This is a genomic window from Burkholderia sp. IO2, assembly GCF_029522185.1.
Classification (GTDB): Bacteria; Pseudomonadota; Gammaproteobacteria; order Burkholderiales; family Burkholderiaceae; genus Burkholderia; species Burkholderia cenocepacia.
In genome coordinates, this window is sequence record NZ_JAKWFH010000041.1 from 25,774 (window position 1) to 39,469 (window position 13,696).

General features: G+C 67.6%; 14 protein-coding genes. 6 read left to right on the forward strand and 8 right to left on the reverse strand.

The annotated features are described in order from the left end of the window. Window positions 1–19: 19 nt before the first annotated feature. From MMB92_RS24195 to MMB92_RS24210, 4 genes are all read right to left on the reverse strand, one after another. Entirely contained in the window at window positions 20–622 is a 603-nt protein-coding gene (locus MMB92_RS24195) for a hypothetical protein (RefSeq protein WP_260433680.1), read from the reverse strand. 70 nt (window positions 623–692) lie between these two features. After that, on the reverse strand, window positions 693–917 hold the full coding sequence (locus MMB92_RS24200; protein ID WP_006488139.1) for a helix-turn-helix transcriptional regulator: 225 nt from the start codon (window positions 915–917) through the stop codon (window positions 693–695). An 8-nt stretch (window positions 918–925) separates the two neighbouring features. Further along, window positions 926–1,486 carry a DUF2975 domain-containing protein gene (locus MMB92_RS24205; RefSeq protein WP_112751518.1) on the reverse strand — a complete coding sequence of 187 codons (561 nt, stop codon included), beginning with the start codon at window positions 1,484–1,486 and terminating at the stop codon, window positions 926–928. A gap of 233 nt (window positions 1,487–1,719) precedes the next feature. Then, window positions 1,720–3,102 (reverse strand): sigma 54-interacting transcriptional regulator, encoded by a 1,383-nt coding sequence (locus MMB92_RS24210; protein ID WP_264835748.1) that lies wholly within the window; start codon window positions 3,100–3,102, stop codon window positions 1,720–1,722. Between the two features lie 253 nt (window positions 3,103–3,355). Between MMB92_RS24210 and MMB92_RS24215 the strand changes: the two genes are divergently transcribed. From MMB92_RS24215 to MMB92_RS24225, 3 genes are read left to right on the forward strand one after another with little or no spacing between them, the layout of a single operon-like run. Continuing rightward, window positions 3,356–4,240, forward strand: a complete 885-nt coding sequence (locus MMB92_RS24215) for an MBL fold metallo-hydrolase (RefSeq protein WP_062884505.1) — start codon at window positions 3,356–3,358, stop codon at window positions 4,238–4,240. 28 nt (window positions 4,241–4,268) lie between these two features. Then, complete coding sequence (locus MMB92_RS24220) at window positions 4,269–5,939, forward strand: bifunctional protein tyrosine phosphatase family protein/NAD(P)/FAD-dependent oxidoreductase (protein ID WP_277562993.1); 1,671 nt, start codon at window positions 4,269–4,271, stop codon at window positions 5,937–5,939. Window positions 5,940–5,957: 18 nt separating this feature from the next. After that, complete coding sequence (locus tag MMB92_RS24225) at window positions 5,958–6,764, forward strand: sulfite exporter TauE/SafE family protein (RefSeq protein ID WP_277562994.1); 807 nt, start codon at window positions 5,958–5,960, stop codon at window positions 6,762–6,764. Window positions 6,765–6,856: 92 nt separating this feature from the next. Here the strand turns inward: MMB92_RS24225 and MMB92_RS24230 are convergent, their stop codons facing one another. The 4 genes from MMB92_RS24230 to MMB92_RS24245 form a co-directional block, all read right to left on the reverse strand. After that, entirely contained in the window at window positions 6,857–7,678 is an 822-nt protein-coding gene (locus MMB92_RS24230; RefSeq protein WP_006488141.1) for an ABC transporter permease subunit, read from the reverse strand. After that, window positions 7,675–8,601: an ABC transporter permease subunit gene (locus tag MMB92_RS24235; protein ID WP_006488137.1), complete on the reverse strand. Its 927-nt coding sequence runs from the start codon at window positions 8,599–8,601 to the stop codon at window positions 7,675–7,677. Before MMB92_RS24235 ends, MMB92_RS24230 begins: the two co-directional genes overlap by 4 nt. Further along, window positions 8,598–9,758: a polyamine ABC transporter ATP-binding protein gene (gene potA, locus MMB92_RS24240; RefSeq protein WP_006488129.1), complete on the reverse strand. Its 1,161-nt coding sequence runs from the start codon at window positions 9,756–9,758 to the stop codon at window positions 8,598–8,600. Before potA ends, MMB92_RS24235 begins: the two co-directional genes overlap by 4 nt. A gap of 86 nt (window positions 9,759–9,844) precedes the next feature. Next, window positions 9,845–10,939: a polyamine ABC transporter substrate-binding protein gene (locus MMB92_RS24245; protein ID WP_006497200.1), complete on the reverse strand. Its 1,095-nt coding sequence runs from the start codon at window positions 10,937–10,939 to the stop codon at window positions 9,845–9,847. Window positions 10,940–11,358: 419 nt separating this feature from the next. On the opposite strand from MMB92_RS24245, the gene MMB92_RS24250 reads away from it, so the two are divergent. The 3 genes from MMB92_RS24250 to MMB92_RS24260 all read left to right on the forward strand — a co-directional run bounded on the left by MMB92_RS24250 (window position 11,359) and on the right by MMB92_RS24260 (window position 13,685). After that, window positions 11,359–11,562 (forward strand): DUF1289 domain-containing protein, encoded by a 204-nt coding sequence (locus MMB92_RS24250; RefSeq protein WP_006493160.1) that lies wholly within the window; start codon window positions 11,359–11,361, stop codon window positions 11,560–11,562. A gap of 590 nt (window positions 11,563–12,152) precedes the next feature. Further along, entirely contained in the window at window positions 12,153–12,833 is a 681-nt protein-coding gene (locus MMB92_RS24255) for a DUF1120 domain-containing protein (RefSeq protein WP_006488135.1), read from the forward strand. Between the two features lie 114 nt (window positions 12,834–12,947). After that, window positions 12,948–13,685 (forward strand): fimbria/pilus chaperone family protein, encoded by a 738-nt coding sequence (locus MMB92_RS24260; RefSeq protein WP_060264932.1) that lies wholly within the window; start codon window positions 12,948–12,950, stop codon window positions 13,683–13,685. Window positions 13,686–13,696 lie beyond the last annotated feature (11 nt).

Here is a 13,696-nt window from a genome sequence, read left to right on the forward strand (position 1 = left end):
TTCCCGTGTGCCGCCCGTTTCACCATTGGCAGCCGGTATCGCGAACCGCGTCCAGCGCGAGCATCGGCAACGCGAGCAGGCCTGCACCCGCGTACGCATGCCGGCAATCGGCACGACGCGCGCTCGATATCCCGTCGGCCAGCTGTGCATCGACGGTGCGACGACGCGGCGCCGCGCCGCCCGACGATGCGCCCAACGCGCCGACCGCCGCCTGCGCCGGACTGCGCGCCGCGCGTTGCCGTGCACCGATCGCGTCCAGATCGCGACGCCAGTCGAGATCGGCGCTTGCAGCGGTGGCCGGACGGCCATCGTGTGCGGCCGCGCTTGGGCCGGCGCGGGTTTCGCTTGGCCTGCGCGACGTACCCGGCGCATCCGGAGACGAACGCGCCGCCCTACGCGCATCCGCCACCGCCGCGGAACGTTTCGCCGATTGTCCGGTGCCGCGCCTGCCCGGGCTCGGGCCGGCCCGCCCGGTCTCGCGTGCGATCACCTCGGGCGCCGGTCGCGCGGGAATCCACTCGACACGCAGCGCGATCCGCGGCTTCTCGCCGGTGTTCGGGCCGGCCGGCCGCGGCGCCCATTGCAGCACGAACCATCCGGCCACGTGGATCGATACGGACACCGCGACGGCCAGCGCAACCACGCGCGACCGACGGCGCCCGCCCGCATCGACACGCCGCGTGCGCGCTGCGTCAGTCGGGCTCGCCGCCGCCGTCATCGCTGAACGCGAGCAGGTCGCCCGGCTGGCAGTCGAGATAACGGCAGATCGCCTCGAGCGTCGCGAAGCGGATGCCCTTGACCTTCCCCTGCTTGAGCAGCGACAGATTCTGTTCGGTGATGCCGACGGCTGCCGCCAGATCCTTCGAGCGGACCTTGCGCGTCGCGAGCATCACGTCGAGCTTGACTACGATCGTCATCGCGCGCCTCAGACGAATTGCCGATGCTCGGCGTCGAGCTCGCTCGCCTGCCGGAGAATGTGCGCGATGACCGCAATGCACGCGGCGGTGAACAACGCGACCACGTACGGCAGGGTGAAACCGACGCTGACCACCCGATGGCCGACCGGTTCGCGCAGCGTCGCCCACACGCTCAGCAGCGGCTCGCACAGCAGGCTCAGCACCACCCACAGGCCGATCGCCCGCCCCGTCTTGCCGAGGTGGCCAGCCGCCTGTGCGGAGAAATAGTCGCGCCGCGCATAGGTGCGGAACAGCGCGCGCAGATGCCGCAGGCCGTTTGCGAGTGCGACGAGCGGCACGCTCGACAGCACGATGGCAACCGCCTTCTGCCACCACGGGAACGCGGCGACATCCACATGCAGGTTGGAGAGCACCGAATCCGTGAGGCCGAAGACGAAGCCGGGCCCCGAGGCCGCGCTCAGCGACGGAAACAGCCAGCACGCGGCGTTGAGCACCAGCATGCAGAAGATGAATCCCAGCGTGACGGTGGCCATCCGCTGGCTGATACGGGCGATGCGATCGGAATGCATGACGTGTCCTCGACGACGAATGAACGAGCGTCGATTGTACGTCGATAATTATCGTAAAACGATAATTAATTGTTGTTCCGTTGTGATTTTTTATCGCGAAGCGTGCTTGACTCGTACCGCCCCGCCCGTATCGCGCGCAACGGACCGAGCGTCGGCCCGGTCGTGGTCGCGCACCGTCCAGTCGGGGTGGGGCAAGGCCGCGTGCCGCTGCCCGTCGCGCGCGACCTGCCCGTTCAGCGCTCGCGCGTGCCGAGGCCGAGCGCCTTCATCCGCCGGTACAGCGTCCGTTCGCTCAATCCGAGCTGCTCGGCCAGCGCCTTGCGCGTGCCGGCGAACGTGCGCGCAATACGGACCAGCTCCGCATCCGACACGCCGCGCGCGTCCGCCGCCTGCGCCTGCGGCGCCGCCGCTGCCGCGACGAGCTCGGCCGGCAGATGCTCGACGCGGATCGTCCCGTCATCGGCGAACAGGCACGCACGTTCCAGCACGTTGCGCAGCTCGCGGATGTTGCCGGGCCATGCATATGCGTCGAGGCACGCACGGGCGCGCTCGGTCAGCACGAACGGCCGCGCATGTGCGTCGCCCGCGTTGCCGCGCGCGTTCGCGATCCGCCGCAGGATCGATTCGGCCAGCAGCGCGACGTCGCCCCGCCGTTCGCGCAGTGCCGGCAGCGGAATCGGAAACGCGTTGATCCGGTAATAGAGGTCCTGCCGGAACCGGCCGTCGTCGATCATCTCGCGCAGCGGCTTGTGCGTGGCCGCGACGAGCCGGAAATCGGCGCGCAGCGCCTCGACCCCGCCGACGCGCCGGAACGTGCCCGATTCGATCAGCCGCAGCAGCTTCACCTGCATCGGCAACGGCACGTCGCCGATCTCGTCGAGAAACAGCGTGCCGCCCTGCGCGGTTTCGACGAGGCCCGGCTTGCGCTGGTTCGCGCCCGTGAACGCGCCCTTCTCGTAGCCGAACAGCTCGCTCTCGAACAGCGTCTCGGCGATCCCGGAGCAATCGACGACGACGAACGGCCCCATCGCGCGATCGCTCGCCTCGTGCAGCGCGCGTGCGAACAGCTCCTTGCCGGTGCCCGATTCGCCGAGCAGCAGCACCGGCAGCGTCGACGGCGCGACGCGCTGCAGCGCGCCGAGCGCCGCGTTGAACGCGTCCGCGCCGCCGACGAGCCCTTCCGCGCTCGGCTGCGCGGACGCGCTGCGCACCGTCGTCAGCCGCTCCACGTACGCGATCACGTCGCCGTCCGCGTCGAAGATCGGCCGCAGCTCGACGTCGACGTGTTCGGGGCCGCGCGGCGTGTGATGGATGTGCAGCACGCGGTTCAGCCCGAGCGACTCGAGCGCCTGCTTCATCGGGCAATGCTCGCCGGCCTGGTCGCACGGCACGTCATAGTGATGCGACACCTGGAAGCAATGCCGGCCGACGTGCTCGACGCCGGCTACACCGAACTGGCGCCGGTACGCATCGTTCGCCGCGAGGATGCGGTAGTCGGGATCGACCACGATCATCGGCTGCGGGTCCTGCTCGAGATACGCGACGAGCGCGCGGACGTCCGGCATCGCGTCGCGGCGCGGTGCGGGAACGATCGGAATGGTGTCGTGCGGAGGCATGCGGAAGCTCGCTCGGCGAAGGGATGCCCGGACGGACTGCCAGGCTGACTGCCAATTCTGCCACGACACTGCCAGTTATGGCAGTCCGGGTCTGCCACCAGATGCCGCCGTTTCGTCCACCGGGCCGCCACCGCGCCGAAAAACCGAGCCGAATCAAGTCCCTGCCACATCGGCCGGCGCCGCGCGGCCGGCTGGCACGCTTCTTGAGGTAAAGATCGCGATTGCAGATGCAGAACCCGATCGAGGACACCCCGTGAGCAACGCCCCCGCCCTGTCGGTCGAAGGCTTTTTCGACCCGGCCACCCACACCGTCAGCTATCTCCTGCTCGATACGGCGAGCCGCGCGTGCGCGCTGATCGACAGCGTGCTCGACTACGATCCGAAATCCGGCCGCACGCGCACCGCCAGCGCCGACCGGCTGATCGCGCGCGTCGCCGAACTCGGCGCGACCGTGCACTGGCTGCTGGAGACGCACGTGCACGCCGACCACCTGTCGGCCGCGCCGTACCTGAAAGCACAGGTCGGCGGCCAGATCGCGATCGGTTCGCACGTGCGCCGCGTGCAGCACGTGTTCGGCACGCTGTTCAACGCGGGGCCGGGCTTCGCGCAAGACGGTCGCCAGTTCGACCGGCTCGTCGACGACGGCGACACGCTCGCGCTCGGCGCCCTGACGATCCGCGCGCTGCACACGCCGGGCCACACGCCCGCGTGCATGACCTACTGCGTCGACGACGCGACGCAACGCGCGGCGTTCGTCGGCGACACGCTGTTCATGCCCGACTACGGCACCGCGCGCTGCGACTTCCCCGGCGGCGACGCGCGCACGCTGTACCGCTCGATCGCACGCGTGCTCGCGCTGCCGCCCGACACGCGCCTGTATCTGTGCCACGACTACCAGCCGGGCGGGCGCGACGTGCAGTTCGTGACGACCGTCGCCGAGCAGCGCCGCGCGAACGTGCACGTGAAGGACGGCGTGAGCGAGGACGATTTCGTCGCGATGCGCACCGCGCGCGACGCGACGCTCGACATGCCCGTGCTGATGCTGCCGTCGGTGCAGGTCAACATGCGCGCCGGCCACCTGCCCGAGCCCGAGAACAACGGCGTGCGCTATCTGAAGATTCCGCTCGACGCGATCTGAGCGCCCGCACCCCACCGAGAACTCCGACATGACAAACATCCGCAAGCTGACCGACGCGCTGTCGGTCTCGCCGCAGATCGCGGCGGCCGACCTGCCCGCGCTTCACGCGGCGGGCATCCGCGCGATCATCTGCAACCGGCCCGACGGCGAAGGCGCCGACCAGCCGACCGTCACCGAGATCCGCGCGGCCGCCGCGCCGCTCGGCATCGACGTGCATTACCTGCCGGTCGATACCGGCAAGGTGACCGGCGACCAGGCCGCGCAATTCGGCGCGCTGGTCGCGTCGCTCGACGCGCCCGTGCTCGCGTACTGCCGCAGCGGCACGCGCTCGGCCACGCTGTGGGCGCTGTCGCAGGCGGGGCTGCGCCCACTGGACGACCTCGTCGCCACCGCCGGCGCGGCCGGCTACGACCTGAGCGCGCTTGCATCGCGTATCGCGCAGGACAGCCGCCAGAGCACGCCCGCCGTGGACGCACGGCACGACATCGTGATCGTCGGCGCCGGGGCGGCCGGCATCGCGGTCGCGTCGAGCCTGCTCGCGCGCGACGCGTCGCTCGACATCGCGGTGATCGATCCCGCCGACGTCCACTATTACCAGCCCGGCTGGACGATGGTCGGCGCGGGCGTGTTCCAGCCCGGGACCACCGCGCGGCCGATAACCGACGTGCTGCCGCGCGGCGTGCAGCGCATCCGCGCCGCGGTCGCGGGCTTCGAGCCCGACGCGCACGCGGTCGTGCTCGACGGCTACCGGCGCATCGGCTATCGCAAGCTCGTCGTGTGCCCGGGGCTCAAGCTCGACTGGCACGCGATCGACGGCCTCGCCGACACGCTCGGCCGCAACGGCGTCACGTCGAACTACCGCTACGATCTCGCGCCGTACACGTGGGAACTCGTGCGCGCGTTCCGCGGCGGCAATGCGCTGTTCACGCAGCCGCCGATGCCGATCAAGTGCGCGGGCGCGCCGCAAAAGGCGATGTACCTGTCGTGCGATCACTGGCGGCGCACGGGGCGCCTCGACGCCGCGAACGTCGAATTCCTGAATGCGGGTGGCGCGCTGTTCGGCGTCGCCGACTACGTACCCGCGCTGATGGAGTACGTGAAAAGCTACGACATCGCGCTGTCGTTCGGCCACAACCTCGTCGCGATCGACGGGCCCGCGCGCCGCGCGACGTTCTCGCGCGCACTGCCGGACGGCGGCAAGGAAACCGTCGAGCGGTCGTTCGACATGATCCACGTGGTGCCGCCGCAGAAGGCGCCCGACTTCGTGCGCGCGAGCCCGCTCGCCGACGCGGCCGGCTGGATCGACGTCGATCCGGCGACGCTGCGGCACAAGCAGTTTGCCGACATCTATGCGCTCGGCGACGTCACCAACACGACCAATGCGAAAACCGCCGCGGCCGCCCGCAAGCAGGCGCCCGTCGTCGCGCACAATCTGCTCGCGTCGCTCGGCCGCGCGCACGGCGACGCCGCCTACGACGGCTACGGCTCGTGCCCGCTCACCGTCGAGCGCGGCAAGATCGTGCTCGCCGAATTCCTGTACGGCGGCAAGGTCGCGCCGACCTTCCCCGCCTGGCTGATCGACGGCAAGCGCCCGTCGCGGCTCGCGTGGCTGCTCAAGGAGCGCGTGCTGCCGCCGCTCTACTGGAAGGCGATGCTCAAGGGCCGCGAATGGCTCGCGAAGCCCGCGATCGCAGGTTGACCGGAGCGCGATGACGTCATGCTGATTTCCCTCGTACTCGGCGGCTTCGTGGGCGCCGTGCTCGGCCTGACCGGCGCAGGCGGCGGCATTCTCGCGGTGCCCGCGCTCGTCGTCGGGATGAGCTGGCCGATGCAGCAGGCCACGCCCGTCGCGCTCGTCGCGGTGGCCGGCAGCGCCGCGCTCGGTGCGCTCGAAGGCTTTCGCCGCGGGCTCGTGCGCTACCGCGCGGCGCTGCTGATGGCCGTGGCCGGCGTGCCGCTGACCACCCTCGGCGTGCGGCTCGCGCACGTGCTGCCGCAGCGCCTGCTGCTCACGCTGTTCGCGCTGACGATGCTGGTCGTCGCCGGCCGCCTGCTGCGACAGGCGCTGCGGCGGGTCGCGGCGGATGCCGACGCGTCACCGCTGTGCGTCGGCCGCATCAATCCCGACACCGGCCGGCTCGTGTGGTCGTGGCCCGTGGGCGTCGCGCTGGCATCGACCGGCGCGGTCACCGGCCTGATGACGGGATTGCTCGGCGTCGGCGGCGGCTTCGTGATCGTGCCGATGCTGCGCAAGTTCACGAACGTGTCGATGCACGGGGTGGTCGCGACGTCGCTGATGGTGATCGCGCTGGTCGGCACGGGCGGCGTGCTCGCGACGCTCGTGTCCGGCACGCGCGCGCCGCTCGACGTGACGCTGTGGTTCACCGTCGCGACCGCGCTCGGCATGGCCACCGGCCGCGGCGCGTCGCGCCACCTCGCCGCGCGGCACGTGCAGGCCGGTTTCGCGGCCGTGCTCGTGTGCGTCGCACTCGGGCTGCTGGCCAAGGCTGCGTTCGGCGGATAAACCCAGGCGACGTCACGCGCTGCCAAAACGAAACGCCCGGGCCGACTCGTCGTCGGCACCGGGCGTTTTTCATGACGACCGCAATCGGCGCGTCAGGCCGCGAACCCCGCCAGCCGCTTGCGTTCCTGGCGCAGCATCACGAAGTTCGCGATCACGACGCCGGCCGTCACCGCGATGATGAACAGCGTCGCGAGCGCGTTCATCTCCGGGTTCAGCCCGAGGCGCACGCGCGAGAACACGACGAGCGGCAACGTCGTCGAGCCGGGGCCCGACAGGAACGCCGACAGCACGAGGTCGTCGATCGACAGCGTGAACGACAGCAGCCAGCCGGCGATCAGCGCCTGCGAGATCAGCGGCAGCGTGATCGTGAAGAACACCTTCAGCGGCGTCGCGCCGAGATCGAGCGCGGCCTCTTCCAGCGACGGGTTCAGCTCGCGCACGCGCGACTGCACGATGATCGCGACGTACGAGATGCACAGCATCACGTGGCCGAGCCAGATCGTGAACACGCCGCGCTCGGCCGGCCAGCCGATCCACTTCGCGAGCTCGATGAACAGCAGCAGCAGCGAGATCCCCTGGATCACCTCGGGGATCACGAGCGGCGCGTTGATCATCCCGCTGAACAGCGCGAAGCCGCGAAAGCGCCCCATCCGCGCGAGCACGAAGCCGGCCCACGTGCCGATGAACACCGATGCGAACGCGGTCAGCACGCCGATCTTCAGCGACAGCCACGCGGCCGTCAGCAGCTCGTCGTCCTCGGCGAGCGCCGCGTACCAGCGGAACGAGAAGCCCGACCACACGGTGACGAGCTTCGACTCGTTGAACGAATAGACGATCAGGCTGATGATCGGAACGTACAGGAACGCAAAGCCGACGAACAGCGCCGCGAACTGCAGGTAGCGATTCGGCTTCATCGACGCCCCCCCTGTTCCTTCGCCTGGAAGTGCTGGAACATCGCCATCGGCACGAGCAGCAGCAACACCATCGCACAGGTCACGGCCGACGCCATCGGCCAGTCCGCGTTGTTGAAGAACTCGTTCCACATCACGCGGCCGATCATCAGCGTATTCGCGCCGCCGAGCAGCTCCGGAATCACGTACTCGCCGACCGCCGGGATGAACACCAGCAGGCAACCCGCGATGATCCCGTTCTTCGACAGCGGCAGCGTGATCTGCACGAACGCCTTCCACGGTTTCGCGCCGAGGTCGTACGCGGCTTCGAGCAGGCGCAGGTCCATCTTCACGAGGTGCGCGTAGAGCGGCATCACGAGGAACGGCAGGTACGAATACACCATCCCGATGTATACGGCGTAGTTGGTGCGGTACAGCTCGATCGGCGTATGCGTGAGCCCGATCCACATCAGGAAGTTGTTCAGCAGGCCGTTGTTCTTCAGGATGCCGATCCACGCATACACGCGGATCAGGAACGACGTCCAGAACGGCAGCATCACGCCCATCATCAGCAGGTTGCGGGTGGCCGGGTTCGAGCGCGCGATGTAGTACGCCATCGGATAGCCGAGCAGCAGGCACAGCAGCGTCGTGATCGCGGCGACCCACACCGAGTTCACGTAGGTCGCGAAATACAGGCTGTCCGTGAACAGGAACGCGTAGTGCGACAGGTTCAGCGCGATGTGCACGACGCCGTCCGCGTACGATGCAAGCTCCGTATACGGCGGGATGCCGAGCTGCAGCTCCGCGAAGCTGATCTTCACGACCAGCACGAACGGCACGAGGAAGAACAGCACGAGCCACGTGAACGGCCCGGCGACGACCGCCGTCGCGCCCGTCAGGTTGAAGCGCCGCACCGGCCACTCGAGCAGGGACTTGAACGCGTTCATGACGTCAGCACCACGCCGGCGGTCGCGCTCCAGCGCACGTAGATCTCGTCGCCGAGCGCCGGCGTGTCGAGTTCCGAAATCGCGAGGCTCGACACGTTCGCGATCACCGTCTTGCCGCCATCGAGCTTCACGTGATACAGCGAATAGCCGCCCATGTACGCGACGTTGCTGATCCGGCCGCGCGCCCAGTTGAACGCGCCTTCGGGCGGCTTGCGCGTGAGCGCGATCCGCTCGGGGCGCACCGACACCGTGACCGGCATCCCGAGCGGGCCGGAGATGCCATGGCTCACGTACAGCCGGCTCGGCAGTTCCGGCGATTCGATGTACACGTGATCGGGTTCGTCCTCGACCGTCACGCCGTCGAACAGGTTCGTCGAGCCGATGAATTCGGCCGAGAAGCGGCTGTTCGGGTATTCGTACACTTCGTTCGGCGAGCCGATCTGGACGATCTGGCCTTCGCTCATCACCGCGAGGCGGTTCGCCATCGTCATCGCCTCTTCCTGATCGTGCGTGACCATGATGCAGGTGACGCCGACCTTGTTCAGAATGTTGACGAGCTCGATCTGCGTGCGCTGGCGGATCTGCTTGTCGAGCGCGGACATCGGCTCGTCGAGCAGCAGCAGCTTCGGGCGCTTGACCAGCGAACGCGCGAGCGCGACGCGCTGCTGCTGGCCGCCGGAGAGTTGATGCGGCTTGCGCTTCGCATACTTGCCCATCTGCACGAGTTCGAGCGCGGACGCGACGCGCGCCTTCAGCTCGGCCTTCGGCGTGCCTTCCTGCTTCAGCCCGAACGCGACGTTCGACTCGACCGACATGTGCGGGAACAGCGCATACGACTGGAACATCATGTTCACGGGCCGCTTGTACGGCGGCATCTGCGCGAGGTCCTCGCCGTCGATCAGGATCTTGCCCGACGTGACCGTCTCGAGGCCCGCGAGCATCCGCAGCAACGTCGACTTGCCGCAGCCCGAGCTGCCGAGCAGCGCGAACAGCTCGCCCTGGCGCACGGTCAGGTTGACGCTGCGCACGGCTTCGGTGTCGCCGAATTTCTTGACGACGTCGACGATCTGGACAAAGTTCTCGGCGCGCGCATCGGCGCCGGAGGAGGAAACGGAGAACGGCGCGCCCGCGACCGGCGCGCCCGACTGGCTATTCATGATGTGCTGCTTCTCTCCTGCGTTAGACGAACAAAGCCCCCGGGGGCACCAGGGGCTTCATGACTGCTGATTCACTTCGGCTCGCGTCAGCGGCCCGACTTCAGCTCGGTCCACAGACGCGTCTGCAGACGCTGGATTTCAGGCGGCAGCGGCTTGAGCAGGAACAGCGTCTTCACGACGTCGGCCGGCGGGTAGACGGCCGGGTCGTTCGCGACGTCGGGCCGCACGTACTTGCGTGCCTCGGCATTGGCGCTCGGGTAGTACACCGCGTTGGTGATCGCCGCGTGCACCTTCGGATCCTCGATGTAGTTGATCCACTGCAGCGCGGCTTCCTTGTTCTTCGCATCCTTCGGGATCGCCATCACGTCGAACCACACCGGCGCGCCGCCCTTCGGAATGTAGTACTCGACCTTGTACGGCTTCTTCGCCTCGATCGCGCGATGCTTCGCGATCACGACGTCGCCCGACCAGCCGAACGCGAAGCAGATGTCGCCGCCGACCAGGTCGTTGATGTAGCCCGACGAGTTGAATTGCGTGATGTACGGACGGATCTTCTTCAGCACGTCCATCGCGGCCTTGTAGTCGGCCGGGTTCGTGCTCATCGGATCCTTGCCGATGTAGTGCAGCGTCGCCGCGAACATCTGGTCGGGCGCGTCGAGCACCGACACGCCGCAGGTCTTCAGCTTCGCGAGGTTTTCCGGCTTGAACAGGATGTCCCAGTTGTCGAGCGGCACCTTGCCGAGCGCCTGCTGCGCCTTCGTCAGGTTGTATGCGAGGCCGGTCGTACCGTACGCCCAGGGCACCGAGTACTTGTTGCCCGGGTCCGCGCCGGCGACGAGCGCCATCAGTTGCGGATCGAGGTACTTGAGGTTCGGCAGCTTCGACTTGTCGAGCGGCGCGAAGATGCCGGCGGCGATCTGCTTGCCCGCGTAGTTGCTGGTCGGCACGACGATGTCGTAGCCCGAGCTGCCCGTCAGCAGCTTCGCCTGCAGCGTGTCGTCGCTGTCGTAGTTGTCGTAGCGGACCTTGACGCCCGTCTGCTTCTCGAAGTTCGGGATCGTGTCCTTCGCAATGTAGTCCGACCAGTTATAGACATTGAGCTGCGTATCCTTCGCCGCTGCCGCCGATGCACCCACGCACAGCGCGAGCGCTGCGAACCGGCCCACTACCTTTGCTTTCATCCCGTTCTCCCTCCGGCCGGACACACTGCCCGGCTGCCGTCTGCCTCGTCATGGCGGCGCATTCGGGCGCGCCGCCCCTCGAAAACCCCGAAAACTACCATCATTCGCGCCCCGTCACAAAAAAATCATGCCGGTGTCGCGCAAACGGAACAGATTACCGCCGCCGGCCCGTCGGGCCGCCCGCGCGGCGGGGCGTTCCGGGGGAATTCTATCGGGTAATCGACGGCTGTCCACCCGGAAAAACGGACAGCGGCGAACCCGCGTTCGCATGCCCGGCGTGCCCGCCCGGCGCCCGCAGGCAACGCCCGGCCGTACTGTCCCGCTGCCGCGCCGGGACAGCATGCCGGCGCGAGCGACCGGCCGGGCCGCCGCGATGCATTAAAATGGCGGCTGACGATTCAACTGCGCGAACCCTCCCGATGGCCTCCAATCTTCACGACCTCCCCGACAGCCCCTGCATCGGCGTGTGCTCGACGCTCTTCGACGAAGTCTGCAAGGGCTGCGGCCGCACGGCCGCCGAAGTGTCGAACTGGGTGTTCCTGAGCGACGACGAAAAGCGCGCGGTGTGGGAACGCATCACGCGCGAAGGCACCGCGATGCGCTTCCAGTACGACAAGCTCTAAAGCGTCCCGCGTCGGCGCAGGCCGACGCGATGCGAACGATCGGGCAGCGCCGTCCGCTCACACGCCGCTCGCTCGCCCCCCGGCCGACTTCATCCGGCCAGCCTCCCTGCCCGCCTTCGCTGTTACACCGCCGCGCACCGACGCGACACCTTCCCTCTCTCCCCGCTCTTCCCGCTGCCGACGTACGCGACGGCCGCAATGACGTCACGCGTCCGCCGTCCCGAGCCGCCAATGCCGACCGCTCGGTGCGAACCGTTGGGCACTTCGTTCGTCAACATCGTCGGCGCACGCCGATTCCATATCGCTTCATCGTCGCCGAAGTTTAAAAATATCTGATCTGACATTCTTAACAATTAAAACACCGGCTTTCCGCATGAAAATCGAATTCCCCTCCCGACCAAAACTGGAAATCTCATAAAAAATATCCTCGAAAATTTATACAAGTCCGATTTCTTTTCGGAAATCGAGTTGATAAATTTCCTCCGCTCATCGGAAATAACCGCGAGCAAGTTTCATTTCATTAATCCAGACAAACCCGGATCGCCGAATCCATTTTCGGCATTCCGGATTGCCACCAGGAACACGTCCAGATGAAATTCGTTAAGATGACGAACCAGGCCTCGCGCCTCGTGATTGCAGGCCTGCTCGCATGGGGCACCACCGCGGCTTTCGCCGACACATTCGACGTCAAGGTCACCGGCACGGTGAAGCCCGGCGCGTGCACGCCGACGCTGGCCGGCGGCGGCACGTTCGATTACGGGCTGATCGGCTCGGCCCAACTCAGCCCGACCGCGCCCACGCTGCTCGCGATCCTGTCGGATTCGATCACGATCACCTGCGACGCCGCCGCGCGCGTCGCATTGACGGCGCAGGATAATCGCGCCGGCACCGGCGCCCTTTCCGGCAATATCAATTTCTTCGGCATGTCGAAATCGGATAATGTTCAATTCGGCCTCGGCACGGCCAGCGGCAAGAATATCGGCGGCTTTGCATTCCGTTTCCGGAAGAATTCGTTCCAGGCCGACGGCGCGGCCGTCGATTCGATTTATTCGAGCACCAAGGGCACCACCTGGACGGCTTCCGACGGCGTGGTCGACAACACCGGCGGCTACGAATCGTGGGCCAAGAAAGGCCAGACCGTGCCGGTCGCGGCGAAGGTGTTCTCCGGCACGCTCGACGTGCAGGCCGCGATCGACAAGACGTCGAATCTCGACCTCAGCCAGGAAATCAATCTCGACGGCCTCGCCACCGTGTCCCTCGTGTACCTGTAATGCCGGTACGCGTCGTGCCATTGATTGACTCGATCGCCTGACAGGCGTCGACCGCGCCGCCGCTTCACGAAGCGGCGGCGCGACACACGCTTGCGCCAACAGCCAGCCGGTTCCATGACTCTCCCAGCCCTCCATTTCCCGCGGTTTTTCCCGCTCGCCCTGCTCGCCGGTTGCCTGCTCGGCCCGGCCGCCGTTCACGCGATGGGCGTCGTGCCCGAAACGTCGGTCGTGATCGTCGACGAAGCCGACGGCGAAGGCACGATCTCGGTCAAGAACACCGACGATCACCCGACGCTGCTGCATACGACGATCGAACCGATTCCCGAAGACGACGCCGTGCTCGTGGTCGTGACCCCGCCGATCGCGCGAGTCGAAGGCGGTGCGGTGCAGCTCGTCCGGTTCGTCCTCGCCAGCGACGCACCGCTCGCCACGCAGCGCCTCGCCCGCGCGTCGTTCTCGGGCATTCCGCCGCAGCGTCCGGGCCGCAACGAGATCCGGACGATCATCCGCCAGAACCTGCCCGTGCTGATCCAGCCGCGCGATCTCGCGCGCAACGACGCACCGTGGACGTTGTTGAAGTGGTCGGTCGAAGGCGGCGAACTGGTCGTGCGCAACGACAGTCGCTACGTGGTACGCCTCGAACAGAAAGTGCAGCTGCTTCCGACCCGGCAGATCGTGTCGCTGCCGACGCCGTACGTGCTGGCCGGGCAAACCCGCCGGATCGCGCTCGCCGAGCGTCCCGCAACGCTCGAACAGGTACGAATCTTCCCGGCCACCGTTTACGGCTACTCGGTCGAGCACTACGACGCGGCGCTCGCGCCCCGTGCGGCCGATGCGGCCTCGCACCGGTAGACCGCACGGCA